This window comes from Massilia sp. H6 (genome assembly GCF_024802625.1).
Taxonomy (GTDB): domain Bacteria; phylum Pseudomonadota; class Gammaproteobacteria; order Burkholderiales; family Burkholderiaceae_D; genus Telluria.
Window position 1 is genome coordinate 4,185,202 of the sequence record NZ_CP103371.1, and the last position, 23,290, is coordinate 4,208,491.

Here is a 23,290-nt window from a genome sequence, read left to right on the forward strand (position 1 = left end):
GCCTACCCTTCCAGCTCCAGCGGCGGCGAGGCCAGCTCTTCATCGGGCCGCGCCAGCTGCCGTTCCCACATCTGCTGGTACAGCCCGCGCGCCGCGAGCAGGCTCTGGTGCGTGCCGCGCTCGACGATCTTGCCGTGATCGAGCACGATGATCTGCTGCGCGTCGGCGATGGTCGACAGGCGGTGCGCAATGACGAGCGTCGTGCGGTTTTTCGCGATCTCTTTGAGCTGCGCCTGGATTGCCTGCTCGGCCTTGGAATCGAGCGCCGACGTTGCCTCGTCGAAAATCAGGATCGCCGGGTTCTTGAGCAGGGTGCGCGCGATCGCCACGCGCTGTTTTTCGCCGCCCGACAGCTTCAGCCCGCGCTCGCCCACCATGGTCTGGTAGCCGTCCGGCAGGCTCTCGATGAAGTCGTGGATCGACGCCGCGCGCGCCGCCGCCACGATGTCGGCGTGCGAGGCGCCAGGTTTACCGTAGGCGATGTTGTATTCGATGCTGTCGTTGAACAGCACCGTATCTTGCGGCACGATGCCGATCGCCGCGCGCAGCGAGGCTTGCGTGACATTGCGCAGGTCTTGCCCATCGATGCGGATCGCGCCGCCGTTGACGTCGTAGAAACGAAACAGCAACCGTGACAGGGTCGACTTGCCCGAGCCGCTGTGGCCCACCACGGCGGTCGTGGTACCGGCCGCAATGGTAAAGTCGACGTCGAACAGGATCTGGCGCTTGGCTTCGTAGCTGAACTGCACATGCGAGAACTCGACCTGTGCCCCGCGTGCGTCGAGCGGCTGGGCGCCGGGGGTATCGGCCACTTCGCGGTTCTGATCGAGCAGCGAGAACAGGCGCTCCATGTCGGCCAGGCTTTGCTTGATCTCGCGGTAGATCACGCCCAGGAAATTCAGAGGAATGTACAGCTGGATCATGAAGGCGTTCACCAGCACCAGGTCGCCCAGGGTCATGGTGCCTGCGATTACGCCCTCGGTCGCGCGCCACAGGATCAGGGTGACGGCGGTGGCGATGATCACGGACTGGCCGGTGTTGAGCACCGACAGCGAAGTCTGCGAGCGCACGGCCGCATTCTCGAAGCTCTGCAGGCCCACGTCGTAGCGCTTGGCTTCGTAGTCTTCGTTGCCGAAGTATTTGACGGTCTCGTAATTGATCAGCGAATCGATGGCCTTGGTGTTGGCTTTCGAATCGAGGTCGTTCATGGTGCGCCGGAAGTGGGTGCGCCATTCGGTGACGATCACCGTGAATGCGATATAGCTCACCAGCGCCACGGCCGTGATGATGGTGAACCAGATATCGTAGTTCAGCACCAGGTAGCCCAGCACCAGCGTGATTTCCACCAGCGTCGGCAGCACGTTGAACAGCGAGTACGAAATCAGCGAATTCACGCCGCGCGTGCCGCGCTCGATATCGCGCGTCATGCCGCCGGTCTGGCGATTCAGGTGAAAGCGCAGCGACAGCGCGTGCAGGTGCCGAAACACCTGCAGAGCAATGGTGCGCACGGCGCGCTGGGTCACGCGCGCAAACAAAAATTCGCGCAGTTCGGTAAACAGCGTGGTGGACAGCCGCAGCAGGCCGTAGGCAACCAGTGCGCCAAGCGGCAGCACCAGCAGCGCCTGCGGGTTGGCCGGGTCGATGGCAAGCTGGTCGATCAGCTGCTTGAGGACCAGCGGCACGCCGACATTGGCCAGCTTGGCGCCGACCAGCGCGGCAAGCGCCGCCATCACGCGCCATTTGTACACCCACAGGTAGGGGAACAGCGTGCGCAGCGTGGCCCAGTCGTTGCGGGCCAGGCCGGTCGAATCGGGGGGTAGGGGGACAGAACTGGCGGAGGAGCGTCGCATGGCAGGGCTTCGGGATTTATGGTTCAATTCGTGACGATTGTAGCTTTTACCGGAAAAACAAGATGACCACGCCTCAAAACACCCCTGCCGTTCCGCATACCCGTCTGCCCGAAGGCAAGATGCCGGAACTGCGCGTGATGCCCGCGCCGTCCGATGCCAACGTCTACGGCGACGTGTTCGGCGGCTGGATCATGGCCCAGGTCGACGTCGCCGGCTCGCTGCCGGCCACCCGCCGCGCCAATGGCCGCGTGGCCACCATCGCGGTCAATTCCTTCCTGTTCAAGCAGCCCGTGTTCGTGGGCGACCTGCTGTCGTTCTATGCCAACATCGTCAAGGTCGGCAATACCTCCATCACCGTCTGCGTCGAAGTCTATGCCGAGCGCAACCGCCTGCAGTCCGATGTGGTGAAGGTCACCGAAGCGCAGCTGACCTATGTCGCCACCGGCCCGGACCGCAAGCCGCGCCAGCTGCCGCCGCTCGATTCGCTCATTTCGCGCGATTAAGCCCGATGCCGACGCGCCGCGACTTTCTGTTTGAAGGCGCGCGCCTGTCGGCCACGCTGGCGAGCCTTGGCCTGAGCGCCTGCGCCTCGTCCAGCAAGGGCCCCTACCCGTTCAGCCTCGGTGTCGCATCGGGCTCGCCGCTACCGGATTCGGTGATTTTATGGACGCGCATCTTGAGCGACCCTCTGAATGCCGCCGCGACGTCGCCGGTAGCCATGACGGTGCGCTGGGAAGTGGCGCACGACGAGGGCTTTGGCCGCGTGCTCGCCAAAGGGAGCGCGGCCGCGGTGCCGGAGCTGGCCCATAGCGTCCATGTCGACGTCAAGGGCCTGGCACCCGGGCGTCAGTACTGGTACCGTTTCATGCTCGGAGACGCGGTCAGCCCAATCGGGCGCACGCGCACCGCGCCGGCGCCCGACAGCATGCCCGGCCGGCTCAGGGTGGCTGTCGCATCTTGCCAGCACTGGGACTTCGGCAGCTATGCGGCGCACCGCCATATCGCCGCGGCCGCACCCGACCTGGTCGCCTTTTTGGGCGACTACATCTACGAATGGGGGGCTTACCAGCTGCAGCACCCGTCGCGCGCGGTGCGCACCGACGAATCGTACACGCTGGAAGACTACCGCAAGCGTCATGCCCAGTACAAGAGCGATCCAGACCTGCAGGCGGCGCACCGCGCCGCGCCCTGGATCGTGACCTGGGACGACCACGAAGTGGCCAACGACTACGCCGGGCTGCGCGACGAGCGCCTGGCCGCCGACTTCGCACAGCGCCGGGCTGCGGCCTACCAGGCCTTCTACGAGCACATGCCGCTGCGCCTGCCGCATATCGGGCGCGACGGCTTCGGCGCGGTGCCGCTGTTCCAGCGCTACGACTGGGGACGGCTGGCGCGCTTGCACGTGCTCGACAACCGCCAGTACCGCTCGCCGCAGGCCTGCACCAAGTCGGCCACCCGCGGCGGCTCGAACGCCGTGTTCGCGCGTGCCTGCGAGGCGCTGCGCGACCCGCACCGCACCATGCTCGGCAGCGCGCAAGAGGCCTGGCTCGAAGCCGGGCTGGCAAATTCACGCGCGAAGTGGAACATCCTGGCGCAGCAGACCCTGATGGCGCAGTCGAGCAGCGTGCCGGTGCTCAAACCCGGCGACGGCCGCTTCTGGACCGATGGCTGGGACGGCTATCCGGCGGCGCGCCGGCGCCTGCTGGAGAGCATCCTCAGGCAGGGTGCCCACAATCCGCTGGTGCTGGGCGGTGACGTGCACACCTTCTATGCGGCCTCGCTGCGGCCGGATTTTTCCAGGCCGGTGACAAAGCAGAACCCGGAGATGGCGACCGAATTCGTGGGCACCTCGATCACCTCGGGTTCGCGCCCGCAAGAACGCACCCTGGCCCAGATGGAAAACAATCCGCACATGCTGTACGGGCGCAGCGACAAGCGCGGCTTCATGCTGCTCGAGGTCACGCCCAAAGCCACGGTAACGCGCTTTTTGGGGCTGGACGACGTGCGCGATGCGCAGTCGGGGGTGGACGAGCTGGCGGTGTTCAGGGTCGCTGACGGGGTGGTGGGGGCGCAGCGGATCGCCTAGCCCCCACCAGCACGAGGGCAGGTGTCAACATCCTGGCCGCGGCCGGGATGTTGGTCGACAGGCGCGGCGTCAGCTCAGCCTGGCGCTTTCTCATCGCGCAGCTCACGCCGCAAAATCTTGCCGACGTTCGTCTTCGGCAGCGTCTCGCGGAACTCGACGTATTTCGGACGCTTGTAGCCGGTGAACTGTTCCTTGCAGTAGGCAATGATGTCCTCGCTGCTCAGGTTCGCATCCTTGCGCACGATGTACAGCTTTACCGCCTCGCCCGAGTTCTTGTCCGGCACGCCGACGCAGGCCACTTCGAGCACGCCCGGATGGGCCGCTACCACGCCTTCGATCTCGTTCGGGTACACGTTAAAGCCCGACACCAGGATCATGTCCTTCTTGCGGTCGACAATGCGGGTGTAGCCCTGCTCGTCCATGATGCCGATGTCGCCGGTCTTGAAGAAGCCTTCGGCGGTCATGACCTTGGCGGTTTCATCGTCGCGTTGCCAGTAGCCGGCCATCACCTGCGGACCGCGCACGCCGATCTCGCCGGCGGTGCCGAACGGGACTTCGTTGCCGGCTTCGTCCAGGATGCGGATCTCGGTCGAAGGCAACGGCAGGCCGATGGTGCCGGTAAATTCATTGATGTCGCAGCGGTTGGCTGTTACCACCGGCGACGTCTCGGACAAGCCGTAGCCTTCGACGATCGGGATGCCGGTGATTCTCAGCCATTTGTCGGCCACCGCCTTTTGCACCGCCATGCCGCCGCCCGGGCACATCAGCAGTCCCGAGAAATCGAGCTTGGCGAACTCGGGGTTGTTCACCAGGCCGTTGTACAGCGTGTTCACGGCCGGGAAGATATTGATGCGGTAGTTGCCCAGCTCTTTGATGAAGCCCGGGATGTCGCGCGGATTCGGAATGAGCAGATTCATGCCGCCCACGCGCAGGCCGAGCAGCGCGCACACGGTCAGCGCATAGATGTGGTACAGCGGCAGCGCGCAGGCGAACTGCGCCTGCTCGCCCGGCTTGATCTTGGCCAGCGTCGGCGCGAACCAGGCTTCGTTCTGCAAGACGTTGGCGATCACCTGGCGATGCAGCAGCACCGCGCCTTTCGACACGCCGGTGGTGCCGCCGGTGTACTGCAAGAAAGCGATGTCGTCATGGCCGATGGTGACCGGCTTCAAGGCCAGGGTGGCACTGTCGGCCAGCATGCGCTTGAAGCTGATCGCGCCCGGCAACGAATACGCCGGCACCATCTTCTTGACCTTGCGCACCACCAGGTTGACCAGCATGCCCTTCAAGCCGCCCAGCAGGTCGCCCATGGTGCCGACCACCACGTGCTTGACGCTGGTGTTGGCGATGACCTGTTCCAGCGTGTGCGCGAAGTTCTCGAGCACGACGATGGCTTCGGCGCCGGAATCGATCAACTGGTGCTGCAATTCGCGCGGCGTGTACAGCGGATTGACGTTGACAATGACATAGCCGGCGCGCAGCACCGCGGCCATCGCCACCGGATATTGCAGCACGTTCGGCAGCATGATGGCGACCCGCGCACCGGGCTTCAGGCCGCGCCCCTGCAGCCAGGCGGCCATGTGAGCAGACAGGCGGTCGAGTTCGGCGTAGCTCAAAGACTTGCCCATGCACGCGTAGGCCTTGCGGTCGGCATACTTGCGGAACGCTTCTTCGAGCAGGTGCTTCAGGGAGCGGTACTGCGTCGGGTCGATCTCCGCGGGTACGCCTTCCTCATACGACTTGAGCCAAAACTTGTCCATCCGTGCCTCACCTTCTGATTAACTTGTTGCGTCACATTCTGTAACGGTAAAACGCTGCCACTAAAACAACTGTGCCCAATAAAACGCGAAGCCGCCCAAGCTACGGGCGGCTTCTGCCAACTACTTACTTGCAAGTCTATGCGGTCGGTGCGGTCTGCTTCTCGTCACGCAGCGCGCGCCGCAAAATCTTGCCGACATTGGTCTTGGGCAGCTCGTCGCGGAACTCGATGAATTTCGGTTTCTTGTAGCCGGTGAGCTGCTGCTTGCAGTAGGCCATCAGCTCCTCGGCGCTCAGGTTCGGGTCTTTCTTGACCACGAACACCTTCACCGCTTCGCCGGAATGCGCGTCCGGCACGCCGACCACGGCGCATTCGAGCACGCCCGGGTGCGCGGCGATCACGCCTTCGAGCTCGTTCGGGTAGACGTTAAAGCCCGAGACCAGGATCATGTCTTTCTTGCGGTCGACGATCTTCACGTAGCCCTGATGGTCCATCAGGCCAACGTCGCCCGACTTGAAGAAGCCGTCGGGCGTCATGACCTTGGCCGTTTCGTCGGCGCGGTTCCAGTAGCCCGCCATCACCTGCGGGCCGCGGATGGCGATTTCGCCGATCTGGCCGTTTGGCACCGGATTGCCGTCGTCGTCCAGGATCGCGATATCGGTGGACGGAATCGGCAGGCCGATGGTGCCGGAAAACTCCTTGACGTCGGTGCGATTGGCGGTGGCCACCGGCGAGGTCTCCGACAGGCCGTAGCCTTCGATGATGCTGGAGCCGGTCAACTGCTTCCACTTGTCGTTGACGATCTTCTGCACCGCCATGCCGCCGCCGAACGACAGCTTCAGGCCCGAGAAATCGATGCTGGAGAAGTCGGGGTGGTTCACCAGGGCGTTGTACAAGGTGTTCACCGCCGGCAGCATGTTGATCCGGTACTTGCCCAGTTCTTTGATAAAGGCCGGGATATCGCGCGGGTTGACGATCAGGAGGTTCAGTGCGCCGCTGCGCATGCCCCACAGCGCGCAGGTCGTCAGCGCGAAGATGTGGTACAGCGGTAGTGCGCACACGATCACGACCTGCTCGCCCGAGCCGGACTCGCCCAGCGCCGGCTTGGACCAGGATTCGATCTGCAGCAGGTTGGCAATCATGTTGCGGTGAGTGAGCGTGGCGCCTTTCGAGACGCCGGTAGTGCCGCCGGTGTACTGCAAGAAGGCGATGTCGGCGGCGCTCGGCTCGGCCTGGGTAAACGGCATCTTGGCGCCCTGCGCCAAGGCATCCTTGAAGCGCACCATGTTCGGCAGCGAGAACTCGGGCACCATCTTCTTGACGTTGCGGACCACGAAGTTCACCAGCATGCCCTTGGCGCCGCCGAGCATCTCGCCCATGCTTGCCACCACCACGTGCTTGAGCGGGGTCTTGCCCATCACCTGCTGCACGGTGCTCGCGAAGTTCTCGAGCACGATGATCGCTTCGCTGCCAGAATCGTTGATCTGGTGTTCAAGCTCGCGCGGCGTGTAGAGCGGGTTCACGTTGACCACCGTGTAGCCAGCGCGCAACACGGCCGCGATCGCAATCGGGTACTGCAGCACGTTCGGCATCATGACGGCCACGCGCGCGCCGGGCTGCATGCCGCGGCTTTGCAGCCAGCCGGCCAGCTGCTTCGAGTAGGCATCTAGCTCGCCGAAGGTCAGGAACTTGTCCATGCACACATAGGCCTTGCGGTCGGCATACTTGCTGAACGACTCTTGCAGCAGGTGTACGAGCGAACGGTACTGATCCGGGTCGATCTCGGCAGGTACGTTCGGCGGGTAGGAATTTAGCCAGATTTTGTCCATCGGATGCCTCTGTCTCGAAATAGTTATCGTTGTGGTCGAGTGGCCGCGCGGCGCAGTCTCGGTGTTGTTGCATGCGCGCGGTTAGCTTGCGCCTTTGCCAAGGCTGATGGTGATGCTATCGGGCAGCGCCAATGCGCGCAAGCTCTTTTACGGCTTTTGGAACGCGTCCTCTATCTTGGCTGCCCCCATGCTGCGGTGCACGACCAGGGGACTGGCGGCCGCCGGCGCCGCCGCCAGCGTCTTGAGCACGCGGTGGCGCTCTAGCTTGTCCAGCTTGGCAAGCTGGTTGACCGATTTGTAGAACGCGGGCCAGGAACCTTCCTTGCGCAGCAGAGCACGGAAGGCGGGCACGAAGTCGTTATAGGTGGCGATCGAGGCCAGGTGGGCGTTCGACAGCGGCTCTGCAAAAAAGCGGTCGTAGCCGGCGTAGCCGCCCCAGCTTGCCTTGAGCACCCCGTAGTCGTCGATCAGCGCGCCGAACAGCCGCGCCTTGGCGGCGCGTTTCTCGTCCGGGGTCATCTTGCTGACATAGGTTTTTTCGAGTTCGCCGCGATAGCGCACCAGCAGCGCCAGGAAGTCTTTCTTGCGCAGCGTGTAGCGCTCGAAAGCCTCGCGCATCATCGGGTTGCCGAAGCGCTCGAGCCAGCCTTCGACGCCGACCTGCTCCACCGCGCTGGCAAAGGATTCGTTGAACTTCGAATCGCCCTGCACATAGGCCACCTGGTGCGCCAGCTCGTGGAAGATCAGGCGCGCCAGTTCGGCGTCGGGGTAGTGGATGAAGGTCGAGATCAAGGGGTCGCTGAACCAGCCCAGCGTCGAATAGGCGCTGACGCCGCCCACTTCCACGTCATGCCCCTTGGCGCGCAGCTGCCTGGCATAGGCCTGCGCGTTGTGCTTGCTGTAATAGCCACGGTAGTTCACGCAGCCGGCCACCGGAAAACACCACTGCATGGGTTTGAGCGACAGCTCCGGGGTGGCGACCACGTTCCACAGCACGTAGGGGCGTTCGAGCTTGGTGAAGTTGGTGTAGCTGCCGTTGTCGGGCAGCTGCAGCTCCTGGATGGCGAAGCGGCGAATCTGGCGCGCCGCCTCGAGACGGTGACGCAGCGCCGGTTTGGTAGAGGGATCGGCCAGCCAGTCATCGATCGGACGGGAATCCGTCAGCAGTTCGAGCTGGCCCTGGGCGGCCTGGGAGTAGTAGGTGAGGGATGAGCAGCTTGACAACATCAGGGCCGCGCCAGCGGCCACCATGAATGGCCGGAAGGCCTGGGAGAATCTAGAGGTATTCATCTCGCGTTGGCGGCGCAGCTTTTTCAACCTGCACCAGGGTGTCGTAGAAGGTGGGCGCCCTGCCCATGTCAGTCAAGCGCTGGCTGGTGACTTCGTTGGCGTTCTTGCCGTCGCTGGCGAGTTTCTTCCACCAGATCGACAAGCCCACCACCAGCCCTTCGCGCGCCTTGTCGGTAACGCGTGCACGGGCAAGAAATGAGCCGCGGTCGTTGAAGATACGCGCCATCTCGCCGTGAACGATGCCGCGGCGGGCGGCGTCGGTCGGGTGGATGTCGAGGTGCGGCTCGCCCTCGGTTGCGCGCAAACTCTGCACGTTCACGAACGTCGAGTTCAAAAAGTTACGTGCCGGGGGCGAGATCATCGCCAGCGGATATTTCAGCGCCAGCTCCGGGTTGGAGGCGCGTGACTCGTACGGCGGAGTGTAGGCCGGGAGCGGGTCGAGCCCGTCGCGCGCCATGCTCTCTGAATAAAACTCGCACTTGCCCGACGGCGTCGGGAACCCGCCCTCGGCAAATGGCGCCTCTGGCATGACCAGCTTTTGCCAGCCCTTGCGCTTGAGCGACTCCCAATCGAAGTGGATGGCGCGCTCGTGCTTCTTGTCGAAGGCCTGCGCAGCCAGTTGGTCGTCGGTCTCGCTAAAGCATGGGTCGTCGAAACCCATGCGCGCGGCCAGCAGGCGGAAGAATTCGGTGTTGGGCTTGGCTTCGCCGACCGGTTCGATGGCGGCGTTGTTCGCCATCATGTACAGGTGGCCAAAGGCCAGGTGGGCATCGACGTGTTCGAGCTGGGTGGTGGCCGGCAACAGGATGTCGGCATAGTCGGCGCTGTCGGTCTGAAAATGCTCGAGCACCACGGTGAACAGGTCTTCGCGCTCGAAGCCCTGCTGCACCTTGCTCGATTCGGGTGCGATCGCCAGCGGATTGGCGTTGTAGACGATGACGGCTTCGATCTTGGGACCGAACTGCGGCGACGAGTCCTTGAGCAGGTCGTCGCCGATGGTGGTCATGTTGATGGTGCGCGGGGTGCGCCCGGCCAGCAGGTCCGGGCGCTGCAGCGCCGGGCGGTTGGCCGGGAACGAGCCCGAGGTCGACAACTGCACACCGCCGGCCGGATGGCGCCAGGCGCCGGTCAGCGCCGGCAGGCAGGCGATATTGCGCACCGCCATGCCGCCGCCGCGCACGCGCTGCAAACCGTAGTTCATGCGGATCGCGGCGGCCTCGCCGCGCTGCGCGGCCTGGCCGTACAGGCGTGCCAGGCCGATTACTTCAGCGGCACTGATGCCGCAGGTCTCGGCGGTGCGTTCCGGCGTCCAGGCCAGCGCCCGCGCCTTGAGTTGGTCGTAGCCAAGCGTGTAGCGGGCGATGTAGTCGTGGTCGACCATATCTTCTTGGATGAGCACGTGCATCATGCCCAGCGCCAGCGCGGCGTCCGTGCCAGGCAGAAGGGCAATGTGCTGGTGGCATTTTTCTGCCGTGAGCGAGCGGTAAGGGTCGATCGCAACCAGCGTGGCGCCGCGCCGCTTGGCTTCCTGCACGCGCATCCAGAAATGCAGGTTCGAGGCAATCGGATTGCCGCCCCAGATCAAGATAACCCTGGCATCTTGAAAGTGCTCGATATCGGTGCCGATCGACGCGCCGATGGTGTACTTGTAGCCGGTCGCGCCGGCTGTGGCACAGATGGTACGATCGAGCAGCGAAGCGCCGAGTTGATTGAAGAAACGCAAAGACATCGACTCACCCTGCACCAGCCCCATCGTGCCGCAATAGCTATACGGGAGAATGGCTTCGGGATCGCGCGCTGCGATATCGCCAAGACGTGTGGCGATCTCATCGATTGCTTCATTCCAGCTGATGCGCTCGAACTTGCCCTCGCCCTTGCGGCCGACGCGGCGCATCGGATACAGCACGCGCTCCGGGTGATAGGTGCGCTCGACATAGCGCGCCACCTTGGTGCACAGCACGCCCTGCGTCGTCGGATGCTCCGGATCGCCCTTCACTTCGGTGGCCACGCCCTTGTCGACAGTGACGAGGATGGCGCAGGTATCGGGGCAATCGTGGGGGCAGGTGGCGCGGACTTGGGTGACAGACATGGGGCGGAAAATGCTTCGTGAAACCAATACTTTATACGAATACCGGCTGCTTCGTGCCCGCTCTTTGAAGGACTGTTTGAGGCAGGCTACAATAGTTCTAAGTATGCATTGCAAGCATGACAAAAAACGGAGACACACATGAAGCTTATGGAACCTATCCTCGCTTTTCAGGCAGAACTTCAAGAGATCCGGCGCGACCTGCATGCGCATCCCGAACTGTGCTACGAAGAGCAGCGCACTGCCGACGTGGTCGCGGCGCGCCTGACCGAATGGGGCATCCCGATCGTGCGTGGCCTGGGCGTGACCGGTGTTGTCGGCATCATCAAGAACGGTTCGTCGCCGCGTGCGATCGGCTTGCGCGCCGACATGGATGCGCTGCCGATGCAAGAGACCAATGCGTTCGCGCATGCCTCGCGCCATCCGGGCAAGATGCATGCGTGCGGCCACGACGGCCACACCGCCATGCTGCTCGGCGCTGCGCATCACCTGGCGCGCCACCGCCACTTCGACGGCACCGTCTATCTGATTTTTCAGCCGGCCGAAGAAGGTGGCGGCGGCGCCCGGCGCATGATGGAAGACGGCCTGTTTACGCAGTTCCCGATGGATGCGGTGTATGGCATGCACAACTGGCCAGGCGTCCCGGAGGGACATTTCGCCGTGGTCGAAGGACCAATGATGGCGTCCAGTAACGAGTTCCGCGTGCTGGTGCGCGGCAAGGGCTGCCATGCGGCGCAACCACACCGCGGCATCGATCCGGTCATGATTGCGGTGCAGATCGCCCAGGCCTGGCAGACCATCGTCTCGCGCGAGAAGAATCCGCTCGATGCGGCGGTGCTGTCGATCACGCAGATTCATGCCGGCAGCGCCACCAACGTGATCCCCGACGAAGCCGAGCTGGTGGGTACGGTACGCACCTTCTCCACTGGCGTGCTCGACCTGATCCAGCGCCGCATGGAAGAGATCGCTACCGGTATTGCGGGGTCCTTCGCGGCTTCGGTCGAATTTAATTTCAAGCGCAATTATCCGCCGCTGGTCAATCATGCGCAGCAGACCGCGTTTGCGATCGATGCGATGCGCGCGGTGGTGGGTGCGGAACGGGTCGATACCGCTGTCGAACCAACCATGGGCGCGGAAGACTTCGCTTTCATGCTGGAAGAAAAACCGGGTTGCTATGTCTTCCTTGGCAACGGCGAAGGTGCGCACCGCGCCAGCGGGCATGGACTGGGTCCGTGCCAGTTGCACAACACGAGCTACGATTTCAATGACAAGCTGCTGCCGATCGGCGCAAGTTATTGGGTCAAGCTAGTGGAGATGAGTTTGCCGGAGGCATGAGGCAAGCCGGGAGTCGGTGTCATGGTAGCGCGCGGGGCAGTTGGTCTGCGCCCTCTCCCAGGCGGATACCCGGATTGAGCATCTCCAGCGCCAGCAGCGCCGCCGAATGGTCGGCCGTTGGAAGCTGCGTTTCGATCGACGCATAGCGCTGCGTGACCAACTCCGCCACCGGCAGGTGCAAGCCGACGTTCTCGGCCGCCGCCAGCACGTTGCGCAAATCTTTCAGCTGGCTTTTCACCTGGCCGCCCGGCAAGAAATCCCGGTCGAGCATGCGTTGGCCATGCACGTCGAGGATGCGGCTGCCGGCAAAGCCGCCGCTGATCGCCGCTCGCACCGCGGCCGGATCCGCGCCGGCGGCCTGGGCCAGCAACAAGGCCTCTGCCACCACGTTCAGCGTCGCGCCAACGATCAATTGATTGCACAACTTGGCCACCTGCCCGCTGCCGACACGCCCCAGGTAGTGCGGCGTTCCCATGACGGCCAACAATTTTGCCATCTGGTCAAATTGTGCCGCTTCGCCGCCCACCATGATCGCCAGCGTCCCGGCTTGCGCGCCGCCCACACCGCCCGAGACCGGCGCATCGATGAAGCGGCAGCCATGCGCGGACAAGGTGGCGTGAAAGGCCAGAGCTTCGTCTTGCCTGGTTGAACTCATGTCGATCCATTGCGTTTCGGGCGCCAGTGCTGGCAAGGCCGCAGCGATCACCTCGCCGACCACCTCCCCGGCTTCGAGCATCGAGATGACCACTTGCACACCCCGCACCGCATCAAGCAGCCCGGCCACAGGCAGCGCGCCGGCTGCGCGTACGGCTTCGGCTTTCGCCAACGTCCGGTTCCAGGCACGTACGGAAAAGCCCGCCTGCGCGAGGCGGCTGGCCATCGGCCTTCCCATCAGGCCAATGCCGAGGAAGGCGATGGTGGTCATCAGAACAGTCCGAGAAATTTCTTGACGGTGTTCTTGCGGCCCGGAACCACCAGGTCGGTGACGCCCTTGTCATTGAAGGCATCGAGCAGCTCCGGAAAGCCCTTGCGCTTGACCAGGTTCAGCTCGGCGTCATAGAGCGGCACGACGCAATGGAAATAAACATCCTTGCCGTCCTGCGCCAGCGAAGCGAATGCCTCCGGCGCCGAGGCCGGCGGCAGCAAGATGGCGCCGGTAAAGCCGGCCCCCTTGGCATAGGGCTTGGCCGGATGGCCATTCGGCACCGTGTGGCCGAGGCCGAGCCAGGTCGCATGCTGGTGCGGATAGTGCGCCAGGTGACGCAGCAGGGCCAGCGGCCAGTACCAGCGTTCGTCCTGGATCGACTGCGCATCGAGCTTCCAGTCGGCCGGCAGCGCCATCATCAGCTCGCCGTAGGGCGGCGCGCCGTCTGGCGTCGCCATGGGGCGGCTGCTCATGCCCGACGTCACCAGCCGTAGAAAAGGCGTCTGGGTCGTGGCCGGCACGACGTGGATATCGACCTGGACCGGGTCGGCGACGGTATCGTGGAACACCGTATCGATGCGGCCCAGATGCTGGGCAATATGGTCGGCGATCGGGTCGTGCGGCAGCGTAGCAGGCGCCATCGGCTGCTGGGTCGGGGCGGCGAGCGGGTACAGCGGTGCAATGGTCGGTTCGGTCATGCGCGATGGACAGTAAAAGTAGCTTGTTACGGGAGGCCTATCATACCTTCGCCAGCGCGTGCGGTGGCGAACAGCGCGGCATTGTCCACACCAGTACAATAGTATTCCATACAACATTTTCGATTAGCCAAAAGAGCAACCCATGCATACTTTGAAGACATTCGCCGGTATTGCCGCCACGTTTGCCGCAGTGATGTTTTCCCCGGCCGCCTACAGCGCCGATGGCATGGTCGACTCGGCATCGTTCGAAGTCGGCAGCAATCCGCAGCAACGCATGCTGCGCGTGGCGGTGCAAAACGATTGGCAGCAGCGCTGGTTCGCCGGCGGCGGCCGCCACCTGTCGGGCTATTGGGACACCAGCCTTGCCCTGTGGCGCCTGGACGCCTACCGCAATGTACCCGGCCAGAACAAGAATATCGCCGTGATCGGCTTCACGCCGGTACTGCGCTACCAAAGCGACAGCAAGCTGGGCCTGTACGGCGAGCTGGGCATTGGAGTGAATTTGCTCTCGACGCTCTACAAGAACAACGACAAGGAATTATCAACCGCCTTCCAGTTTGGCGACCATGTCGGGGTGGGCTACACCACCGCCAGATGGGATCTCGGCCTGAAGTTCCAGCACTATTCGAACGCCAGCATCAAGAGTCCGAACGCGGGCGCAAACTGGATCGTGGCCAAGGCGGCGTACCGCTTCTAAGCCGCTGGTGCCGCTGCGGGATGCAACACCAGGCCCGCTTGACCGATCCCGGCACGATCGCGCTGTTGAGTGAACACGCTGGCCTAAGCCGACAGCATCATCGGCGCACGGGTCTCGACGTGTGAAGCCAAGATCACGGCAGGCGAGAACCAGCCCGGCCCAGGGCATGCGCGCCGCTTATGGCCGATATGTCACAATCAATCGCGACGGGACAGGGGTGATGTTTCCAGGCTGGGGCGCAAAGGCAGCCGCACGCCAACCAATCAGTCAGACTTGAAGGAATGCGAATGTTTTTTGACAGCTGGGAAAATATCTACCGAGTCATCGTTGTCGGCGTTCTCGCTTATGCGGGGCTGGTGGTGCTACTGAGAATAAGCGGCAACCGCACCTTGTCCAAGATGAACGCATTCGACCTGGTCGTGACGGTGGCATTTGGCTCAACCTTATCAACCATCCTGGTCAACAAGAATGTCAGCCTGGCCATGGGCCTGACAGCGCTGGCCTTGCTGGTGGTACTGCAGTTGGTCATTACCTGGTGTTCTGTAAGATCTTCTTTGGTAAGCAATCTCGTCAAAACCTCACCCACCTTGCTGGTGCTCGATGGCCAACTGCGCCACGCGGCACTGCAGCGCGTGCGGGTGACCTCGGACGAGGTCATGGTTGCAGTACGTCAACAAGGATTTGGATCGCTGGACAGTATCGACGCGGTGTTCCTTGAAACAGACGGAAGCCTGTCCGTGATTTCAACGAGCCAGGCCGGGGACCGGTCCGCTTACAGAGATCTGCTGCCGCCTCACTCATAGCGCAGCTCTTCGATCGGGTCGAGCAAGCGGGAAGCCGCCCCTGTCACAAGTTGCCGGATCCAAAACGCAAAAAACCCCACAGAGATCACTCTGTGGGGTTTTGCTTATAACTAGCCTGACGATAACCTACTTTCACACTGGTTGCAGCACTATCATCGGCGCAAAGTCGTTTCACGGTCCTGTTCGGGATGGGAAGGGGTGGGACCGACTTGCTATGGTCATCAGGCTTTGACTTGTACGAGGTTTTTGCCAAGTGGCAAAAATCTCTGAATCTGGAAGAAGTAATTGTTGTATTGGGTAGCGAGTATCAACAAACGTGCGCTGTATTCTCGACTTATCTATATACCTACCAAGGTTATAGGGACAAGCCGTACGGGCAATTAGTACTGGTTAGCTTAATGCATTACTGCACTTCCACACCCAGCCTATCAACGTCCTGGTCTCGAACGACCCTTCAAGGAGCTCAAGGCTCCGGGAAATCTCATCTCAAGGCAAGTTTCCCGCTTAGATGCTTTCAGCGGTTATCTCTTCCGAACTTAGCTACCCGGCAATGCCACTGGCGTGACAACCGGTACACCAGAGGTTCGTCCACTCCGGTCCTCTCGTACTAGGAGCAGCCCCCTTCAAATTTCCAACGCCCACGGCAGATAGGGACCAAACTGTCTCACGACGTTTTAAACCCAGCTCACGTACCACTTTAAATGGCGAACAGCCATACCCTTGGGACCGGCTACAGCCCCAGGATGTGATGAGCCGACATCGAGGTGCCAAACTCCCCCGTCGATATGAACTCTTGGGAGGAATCAGCCTGTTATCCCCAGAGTACCTTTTATCCGTTGAGCGATGGCCCTTCCATACAGAACCACCGGATCACTATGTCCTACTTTCGTACCTGCTCGACTTGTCGGTCTCGCAGTTAAGCACGCTTATGCCATTGCACTATCATCACGATGTCCGACCGTAATTAGCGTACCTTCGAACTCCTCCGTTACGCTTTAGGAGGAGACCGCCCCAGTCAAACTGCCTACCATGCACTGTCCCCGATCCGGATAACGGACCAAGGTTAGAACCTCAAACAAACCAGGGTGGTATTTCAAGGATGGCTCCACGAACACTGGCGTGTCCGCTTCAAAGCCTCCCACCTATCCTACACAGATTGGTTCAAAGTCCAATGCAAAGCTACAGTAAAGGTTCATGGGGTCTTTCCGTCTAGCCGCGGGTAGATTGCATCATCACAAACATTTCAACTTCGCTGAGTCTCGGGAGGAGACAGTGTGGCCATCGTTACGCCATTCGTGCAGGTCGGAACTTACCCGACAAGGAATTTCGCTACCTTAGGACCGTTATAGTTACGGCCGCCGTTTACTGGGACTTCAATCAAGAGCTTGCACCCCATCATTTAATCTTCCAGCACCGGGCAGGCGTCACACCCTATACGTCCACTTTCGTGTTTGCAGAGTGCTGTGTTTTTATTAAACAGTCGCAGCCACCAGTTTATTGCAACCCGTTCATCCTTCCACAGTAAAGTGGTCAAACTACAAGGGCGTACCTTTTCCCGAAGTTACGGTACCAATTTGCCGAGTTCCTTCTCCCGAGTTCTCTCAAGCGCCTTAGAATACTCATCTCGCCCACCTGTGTCGGTTTGCGGTACGGTCTCGTATGACTGAAGCTTAGAGGCTTTTCTTGGAACCACTTCCGATTGCTTCAGAACCTAAGTTCCTCGTCTCGACCCCTTGAATTCCGCGCCCGGATTTGCCTAAGCGCCTTCTATGAGTCAAAAACTAGCTATTCCAACAGCTAGACAACCTTCCGCGATCCGTCCCCCCATCGCATCATACGACGGTGCAGGAATATTAACCTGCTTCCCATCAGCTACGCATCTCTGCCTCGCCTTAGGGGCCGACTCACCCTGCTCCGATGAACGTTGAACAGGAAACCTTGGGCTTACGGCGTGGAGGCTTTTCACCCCCATTATCGCTACTCATGTCAGCATTCGCACTTCTGATACCTCCAGCAAGGTTCACACCTCACCTTCGCAGGCTTACAGAACGCTCTCCTACCATATCCAATAAAGGATATCCGCAGCTTCGGTGACTGGCTTAGCCCCGTTACATCTTCCGCGCAGGACGACTCGATCAGTGAGCTATTACGCTTTCTTTAAATGATGGCTGCTTCTAAGCCAACATCCTGACTGTTTTAGCCTTCCCACTTCGTTTTCCACTTAGCCAATCTTTGGGACCTTAGCTGGCGGTCTGGGTTGTTTCCCTCTTGACGCCGGACGTTAGCACCCGACGTCTGTCTCCCAAGCTCGCACTCATCGGTATTCGGAGTTTGCAATGGTTTGGTAACTCGCAATGAGCCCCTAGCCATAACAGTGCTCTACCCCCGATGGTGATACTTGAGGCACTACCTAAATAGTTTTCGGAGAGAACCAGCTATTTCCAAGTTTGTTTAGCCTTTCACCCCTACCCACAGCTCATCCCCTAATTTTTCAACATTAGTGGGTTCGGACCTCCAGGGCGTGTTACCGCACCTTCATCCTGGCCATGGGTAGATCACTTGGTTTCGGGTCTACACCCAGCGACTGTCGCCCTGTTCGGACTCGATTTCTCTACGGCTCCCCTATTCGGTTAACCTCGCCACTGAATGTAAGTCGCTGACCCATTATACAAAAGGTACGCAGTCACGGAACAAGTCCGCTCCTACTGTTTGTATGCACACGGTTTCAGGATCTATTTCACTCCCCTCCCGGGGTTCTTTTCGCCTTTCCCTCACGGTACTGGTTCACTATCGGTCGATTACGAGTATTTAGCCTTGGAGGATGGTCCCCCCATGTTCAGACAGGATTTCTCGTGTCCCGCCCTACTTGTCGTACGCTTAGTATCACCGTTTGAATTTCGTGTAAGGGGCTATCACCCTCTATGGCCAACATTTCCAGGTTGTTCCACTATCCAATCGACTATCACGTACAGGCTCATCCCATTTCGCTCGCCACTACTTTGGGAATCTCGGTTGATTTCTTTTCCTGCAGCTACTTAGATGTTTCAGTTCGCCGCGTTCGCTTTGCATACCTATGTATTCAGTATGCAATGACCATAAAGGCCGGGTTTCCCCATTCGGAAATCTGCGGATCAATGCGTGTTTGCTCGCTCCCCGCAGCTTATCGCAAGCTACTACGTCCTTCATCGCCTGTAATCGCCAAGGCATCCACCATGTGCACTTATTCGCTTGTCCCTATAACGTTGGCCCCTGCTGACACAGGGATCGTTATAGAAAATCAAGAGTACAGCTTGTTGCATGTTTGTTGATACTGTATTGCTACCCTAAGCGTGTGCTGTCGCACACGCTTAAAAAACTTTTACTTCTTCCAGATTGTTAAAGAACGAAACAGCTTTGATCGCTAAAAGATCAAACCTAAGTCTCAACCAGGAACTGGTCGACTTACGTTTGTACTTTCGAATCATGTAGGCAGTGATTGGTGGAGGATGACGGGATCGAACCGACGACCCCCTGCTTGCAAAGCAGGTGCTCTCCCAGCTGAGCTAATCCCCCAGGATTCTTCTGAACCGCGATGGTAGGGCTGGTTGGACTCGAACCAACGACCCCCGCGTTATCAACACGGTGCTCTAACCAGCTGAGCTACAGCCCCGACTTGGAACACTGCTACTGTTTCTTCTAATTATTACAGTCGATAAGAGTGGACGCTCAATGAATGGGCTCTAACCCGGTGCTACTCTAGAAAGGAGGTGATCCAGCCGCACCTTCCGATACGGCTACCTTGTTACGACTTCACCCCAGTCACGAATCCTACCGTGGTAAGCGCCCTCCTTGCGGTTAAGCTACCTACTTCTGGTAAAACCCGCTCCCATGGTGTGACGGGCGGTGTGTACAAGACCCGGGAACGTATTCACCGCGACATGCTGATCCGCGATTACTAGCGATTCCAACTTCATGTAGTCGAGTTGCAGACTACAATCCGGACTACGATACACTTTCTGGGATTAGCTCCCCCTCGCGGGTTGGCGGCCCTCTGTATGTACCATTGTATGACGTGTGAAGCCCTACCCATAAGGGCCATGAGGACTTGACGTCATCCCCACCTTCCTCCGGTTTGTCACCGGCAGTCTCATTAGAGTGCTCAACTAAATGTAGCAACTAATGACAAGGGTTGCGCTCGTTGCGGGACTTAACCCAACATCTCACGACACGAGCTGACGACAGCCATGCAGCACCTGTGTATCGGCTCTCTTTCGAGCACACCCAAATCTCTTCGGGCTTCCGACCATGTCAAGGGTAGGTAAGGTTTTTCGCGTTGCATCGAATTAATCCACATCATCCACCGCTTGTGCGGGTCCCCGTCAATTCCTTTGAGTTTTAATCTTGCGACCGTACTCCCCAGGCGGTCTACTTCACGCGTTAGCTGCGTTACCAAGTTAATTAAAACCCGACAACTAGTAGACATCGTTTAGGGCGTGGACTACCAGGGTATCTAATCCTGTTTGCTCCCCACGCTTTCGTGCATGAGCGTCAATCTTGACCCAGGGGGCTGCCTTCGCCATCGGTGTTCCTCCACATCTCTACGCATTTCACTGCTACACGTGGAATTCTACCCCCCTCTGCCAGATTCAAGCCTTGCAGTCTCCATCGCAATTCCCAGGTTGAGCCCGGGGCTTTCACGACAGACTTACAAAACCGCCTGCGCACGCTTTACGCCCAGTAATTCCGATTAACGCTTGCACCCTACGTATTACCGCGGCTGCTGGCACGTAGTTAGCCGGTGCTTATTCTTCAGGTACCGTCATTAGCCAAGGGTATTATCCTCAGCCGTTTCTTCCCTGACAAAAGAGCTTTACAACCCGAAGGCCTTCTTCACTCACGCGGCATTGCTGGATCAGGCTTGCGCCCATTGTCCAAAATTCCCCACTGCTGCCTCCCGTAGGAGTCTGGACCGTGTCTCAGTTCCAGTGTGGCTGGTCGTCCTCTCAGACCAGCTACTGATCGTAGCCTTGGTAGGCCTTTACCCTACCAACTAGCTAATCAGATATCGGCCGCTCCAGGAGCACAAGGCCCGAAGGTCCCCTGCTTTCATCCTTAGATCGTATGCGGTATTAGCGTAACTTTCGCTACGTTATCCCCCACTCTTGGGTACGTTCCGATATATTACTCACCCGTTCGCCACTCGCCGCCAGGTTGCCCCGCGCTGCCGTTCGACTTGCATGTGTAAAGCATGCCGCCAGCGTTCAATCTGAGCCAGGATCAAACTCTTCAGTTTAATCTCTGTTTAATAGACATTTCTGTCTCCGTCCTTGCAGACGGGTCGCTCACTCAAAATACTGACCGTCATCTCATTGCTGAGACAACGCTATTTCTTTTTTGTGAACATTTGATAATTTAAGTAATCAAGAACCGAAGTTCCTGGCACCTTCATCAAACGCCCACACTTATCGACTGTAAATTTTTAAAGAGCTGTATTCGGTACTGCCTTGCTGCACTTGACGAAGCGTTGTGTTCGTCAGCAGCAGAGAAGAGAGAGTATGCAGTGTTTCGCGTTTCTCGTCAACCCCTTCGTTTCCTTCGCTATCGCTGCCGTGAAGCTGCGTGTGCGTCGGAGGAGCAGAACTATAGCAAAGGTTTGAGCTACTGACAATGCCTGTGTGCGAACGTTTGTCATATTTTTTATCCTGCCCTAGAAGGAAAATGTCGTACCGTACACAGAGCCGACAACATCAGGCTTCGCTTCCTGGATTTATCCCGTCCGTCTCTCTTGCGATCGGCTAGCGGCGGCAAAGCCTTATAATGGCGGCGTTTTGGTGCACGCGTCCGTATTCACGGGCGCAGTTAAACGGGAAACACAAAGCCAGTAGTAGGCCAAGGTGTGCTGCCCCCGCAACGGTAAGCAAGTGCCACACGCAGTTTTACTATGCATGCGGCAAGCCATTCTTCAACACCACTGTGCTTCAGCATGGGAAGGTTCGATGGCCAGACTTGCCAGCCCGGATACCGGCCAAAAGGTAGGAGTGCATCCCCAATGCACTTCGGTTCAATCTGGCCTACGGGGACGTCGGCCGGTTGTCATTGCGCGTGGATGCTGCTTTGCGCGTACCCCGACAAGGAAATGCATGCGTCACCCCGTCCGTTCGCTTAGCCAACAGGCCACGCTGGTCATCGGCGCACTGATGCTGTGCGCGCTTGCGAGCCTGGTAGTCTCCGGCATGACGGGCTCCGTCGCGATTCCCCCCGCCGAGCTGCTTGATGCATTGCGCCTGATGATGCGCGGGGAAGCCGGCACGCTCGCCGCCTCGCTGCTCGAACTGCGCGTCGGGCGTGCCCTGACGGCGTTCGTCACCGGAGGTGCGCTCGCGCTGGCCGGCGTGATGATGCAGGCGTTGCTGCGCAATCCGCTGGCCGATCCTTACGTACTCGGCGTCTCGGCTGGCGCTTCAGTCGGCGCCCTGCTCGCACTACTGCTCATGGCAGCGGCGGTCGTGGTCGATTTATCCGCGCTCGGCGGCGCAGTAGCGGTGTCGATGCTGCTCTACCTGCTGGCTCGGCGCGACCTGCGCAGCGGCCTGGCAGCCGAAGGCGGCAGCTCGATGCTGCTGCTCACTGGGGTGATCCTGTCCTCCGCCTGCATGGCCCTGGTGACGCTGATGCTGTCAATCGCACCGGAGGGCCGCTTGCGCGGCATGGTCTTCTGGATGATCGGTGACCTGTCTGGCGCGCCGGTGCGGCTGGCGTCGTGGCTGGTGCTCGGCGCGGCACTGCTGTATGCCCTGCGCTGCGCGCGCGCCATGAACATCGTCGCACTGCATGCGGAAAGCGCCGCGACCCTCGGCATCCGGGTCGGCAGGCTGCGCAAGGGTTTGTTTCTGGTATCGGGTGTGCTCACCGCCAGCGCGGTGACCAGTGCCGGCTCGATCGGCTTTGTCGGGCTGATCGTGCCACATGCCTGCCGCTTCGCCTTCGGCCCCGATCACCGCGTGCTGGTTCCCGCTGCGGTACTGGCGGGCGGTAGTTTCCTGGTGCTGTGCGATACGCTCGCGCGCACCGTCATCGCGCCGCAGCAGCTGCCGGTGGGCGCGATCACGGCAATCATCGGTGCACCGGTGTTCCTTTATCAGCTGCACCGCCTGCGGAGATAAGATGATCCAGACCGAGCACCTCGACCTGCACATCGGCGGCCGCACCCTCGTGCACCGGCTCGACTGGGCTGCCCGCCCCGGCGAATGCTGGAGCATCATCGGCCGCAATGGGGCCGGCAAGAGCACACTGTTACGTACCCTCGCCGGTCTGCACCCGCCAGGGGCCGGCGCGGTGCTGGTGCACGGACGTCCGCTCGACTTGTGGAAGCCGGAAGCACTGGCGCGTGAGCGCGCCTTCCTCGCGCAATCGCGTCATGATGCCTTTGCCTACAGCGTGATCGAAACCGTACTATCGGCGCGTCATCCCTATCATGGCAACCGCTATTGGGAAGGCAGCGACGACCACCATGCGGCCATGCGCGCGCTGGCATCGATGGAAGTCGATGACCTTGCCGGTCGCGACGTGCGCACCCTGTCTGGCGGCGAGCGGCAGCGGGTCGCCATCGCCGCGCTGCTGGCCCAGGAAACGCCCTTGCTGCTGCTCGACGAACCGGCCAACGCGCTCGACCTGGCGCATCAGGTGAGCGTCATGGGGCTGCTGGGCCGCCTTTGCCGCGACCACGGCAAAACCGTGGTCATGGTCGGCCACGACCTAAACCTGGCCTACCGCATTTCAACCCATGCGCTGCTCCTGAAGGGTGATGGGGGATGGCAGGCGGGCCCGGTAGCGCAGACAATGCAGGCGGCGGTGCTGGGCGACTACCTGGGCCACCCGATCGACATGCTTGAACACGGCGGGCGCCGCATTTTCATTCCGCTCGAGACGCGGGAATGAGCGCGTTGCAGGGACAGG

At 60.6% G+C, this 23,290-nt stretch carries 14 protein-coding genes, 2 tRNA genes, 3 rRNA genes and 1 riboswitch; of the genes, 7 read left to right on the plus strand and 12 right to left on the minus strand.

Annotated elements, in window-relative coordinates; translation table 11 throughout:
* Nucleotides 1-2: 2 nt before the first annotated feature.
* Nucleotides 3-1,850 (minus strand): ABC transporter ATP-binding protein/permease, encoded by a 1,848-nt coding sequence (locus NRS07_RS18780; RefSeq protein ID WP_259209691.1) that lies wholly within the window; start codon nucleotides 1,848-1,850, stop codon nucleotides 3-5.
* A gap of 62 nt (nucleotides 1,851-1,912) precedes the next feature.
* On the opposite strand from NRS07_RS18780, the gene NRS07_RS18785 reads away from it, so the two are divergent.
* Both NRS07_RS18785 and NRS07_RS18790 read left to right on the plus strand, forming a co-directional pair.
* Nucleotides 1,913-2,353, plus strand: coding sequence for an acyl-CoA thioesterase (locus tag NRS07_RS18785; RefSeq protein ID WP_259209694.1), 441 nt, complete (start codon nucleotides 1,913-1,915; stop codon nucleotides 2,351-2,353).
* A 5-nt stretch (nucleotides 2,354-2,358) separates the two neighbouring features.
* Nucleotides 2,359-3,936, plus strand: coding sequence for an alkaline phosphatase (locus NRS07_RS18790; protein WP_259209695.1), 1,578 nt, complete (start codon nucleotides 2,359-2,361; stop codon nucleotides 3,934-3,936).
* Nucleotides 3,937-4,010: 74 nt separating this feature from the next.
* Here NRS07_RS18790 and NRS07_RS18795 read toward each other — a convergent pair whose 3' ends face one another.
* From NRS07_RS18795 to NRS07_RS18810, 4 genes are all read right to left on the minus strand, one after another.
* Nucleotides 4,011-5,693 (minus strand): long-chain-fatty-acid--CoA ligase, encoded by a 1,683-nt coding sequence (locus NRS07_RS18795; protein ID WP_259209697.1) that lies wholly within the window; start codon nucleotides 5,691-5,693, stop codon nucleotides 4,011-4,013.
* A gap of 136 nt (nucleotides 5,694-5,829) precedes the next feature.
* Nucleotides 5,830-7,521, minus strand: a complete 1,692-nt coding sequence (locus tag NRS07_RS18800; RefSeq protein ID WP_259209699.1) for a long-chain-fatty-acid--CoA ligase — start codon at nucleotides 7,519-7,521, stop codon at nucleotides 5,830-5,832.
* A gap of 147 nt (nucleotides 7,522-7,668) precedes the next feature.
* On the minus strand, nucleotides 7,669-8,772 hold the full coding sequence (locus NRS07_RS18805) for an aminopeptidase (protein WP_259213395.1): 1,104 nt from the start codon (nucleotides 8,770-8,772) through the stop codon (nucleotides 7,669-7,671).
* Nucleotides 8,773-8,797: 25 nt separating this feature from the next.
* Nucleotides 8,798-10,900, minus strand: a complete 2,103-nt coding sequence (locus NRS07_RS18810) for a molybdopterin-dependent oxidoreductase (protein ID WP_259209701.1) — start codon at nucleotides 10,898-10,900, stop codon at nucleotides 8,798-8,800.
* 138 nt (nucleotides 10,901-11,038) lie between these two features.
* Between NRS07_RS18810 and NRS07_RS18815 the strand changes: the two genes are divergently transcribed.
* The gene (locus NRS07_RS18815) at nucleotides 11,039-12,232 is read left to right on the plus strand and encodes a M20 aminoacylase family protein (protein ID WP_259209703.1); all 1,194 of its coding nucleotides are present in this window, start codon (nucleotides 11,039-11,041) and stop codon (nucleotides 12,230-12,232) included.
* Nucleotides 12,233-12,251: 19 nt separating this feature from the next.
* On the opposite strand, the gene NRS07_RS18820 is transcribed toward NRS07_RS18815, so the two are convergent.
* Both NRS07_RS18820 and NRS07_RS18825 read right to left on the minus strand, forming a co-directional pair.
* On the minus strand, nucleotides 12,252-13,157 hold the full coding sequence (locus NRS07_RS18820; protein ID WP_259209706.1) for an NAD(P)-dependent oxidoreductase: 906 nt from the start codon (nucleotides 13,155-13,157) through the stop codon (nucleotides 12,252-12,254).
* Nucleotides 13,157-13,855, minus strand: a complete 699-nt coding sequence (locus NRS07_RS18825) for a suppressor of fused domain protein (protein WP_259209707.1) — start codon at nucleotides 13,853-13,855, stop codon at nucleotides 13,157-13,159. The genes NRS07_RS18820 and NRS07_RS18825 overlap by 1 nt, the downstream gene beginning before the upstream one ends.
* A 142-nt stretch (nucleotides 13,856-13,997) precedes the next feature.
* On the opposite strand from NRS07_RS18825, the gene NRS07_RS18830 reads away from it, so the two are divergent.
* Both NRS07_RS18830 and NRS07_RS18835 read left to right on the plus strand, forming a co-directional pair.
* Complete coding sequence (locus tag NRS07_RS18830; RefSeq protein ID WP_259209710.1) at nucleotides 13,998-14,552, plus strand: acyloxyacyl hydrolase; 555 nt, start codon at nucleotides 13,998-14,000, stop codon at nucleotides 14,550-14,552.
* A 287-nt stretch (nucleotides 14,553-14,839) separates the two neighbouring features.
* Nucleotides 14,840-15,355 (plus strand): DUF421 domain-containing protein, encoded by a 516-nt coding sequence (locus NRS07_RS18835; RefSeq protein WP_259209713.1) that lies wholly within the window; start codon nucleotides 14,840-14,842, stop codon nucleotides 15,353-15,355.
* Nucleotides 15,356-15,468: 113 nt separating this feature from the next.
* On the opposite strand, the gene rrf is transcribed toward NRS07_RS18835, so the two are convergent.
* The 5 genes from rrf to NRS07_RS18860 all read right to left on the minus strand — a co-directional run bounded on the left by rrf (nucleotide 15,469) and on the right by NRS07_RS18860 (nucleotide 20,627).
* Nucleotides 15,469-15,581, minus strand: a 5S ribosomal RNA gene (gene rrf, locus NRS07_RS18840).
* A gap of 133 nt (nucleotides 15,582-15,714) precedes the next feature.
* A 23S ribosomal RNA gene (locus NRS07_RS18845) occupies nucleotides 15,715-18,589 on the minus strand.
* A gap of 242 nt (nucleotides 18,590-18,831) precedes the next feature.
* Nucleotides 18,832-18,907, minus strand: a tRNA-Ala gene (locus NRS07_RS18850).
* Nucleotides 18,908-18,927: 20 nt separating this feature from the next.
* A tRNA-Ile gene (locus NRS07_RS18855) sits at nucleotides 18,928-19,004 on the minus strand.
* Nucleotides 19,005-19,094: 90 nt separating this feature from the next.
* Nucleotides 19,095-20,627, minus strand: a 16S ribosomal RNA gene (locus NRS07_RS18860).
* Together the 16S, 23S and 5S rRNA genes with 2 tRNA genes alongside form the textbook arrangement of a ribosomal RNA operon.
* Before the next feature lie 519 nt (nucleotides 20,628-21,146).
* A riboswitch (cobalamin riboswitch) is annotated at nucleotides 21,147-21,379 on the plus strand.
* Nucleotides 21,380-21,474: 95 nt separating this feature from the next.
* Here NRS07_RS18860 and NRS07_RS18865 point away from each other — a divergent pair.
* On the plus strand, nucleotides 21,475-22,497 hold the full coding sequence (locus NRS07_RS18865; protein ID WP_259209717.1) for an iron ABC transporter permease: 1,023 nt from the start codon (nucleotides 21,475-21,477) through the stop codon (nucleotides 22,495-22,497).
* Between the two features lies 1 nt (nucleotide 22,498).
* On the plus strand, nucleotides 22,499-23,272 hold the full coding sequence (locus NRS07_RS18870; RefSeq protein WP_259209719.1) for an ABC transporter ATP-binding protein: 774 nt from the start codon (nucleotides 22,499-22,501) through the stop codon (nucleotides 23,270-23,272).
* Nucleotides 23,273-23,290: the final 18 nt, after the last annotated feature.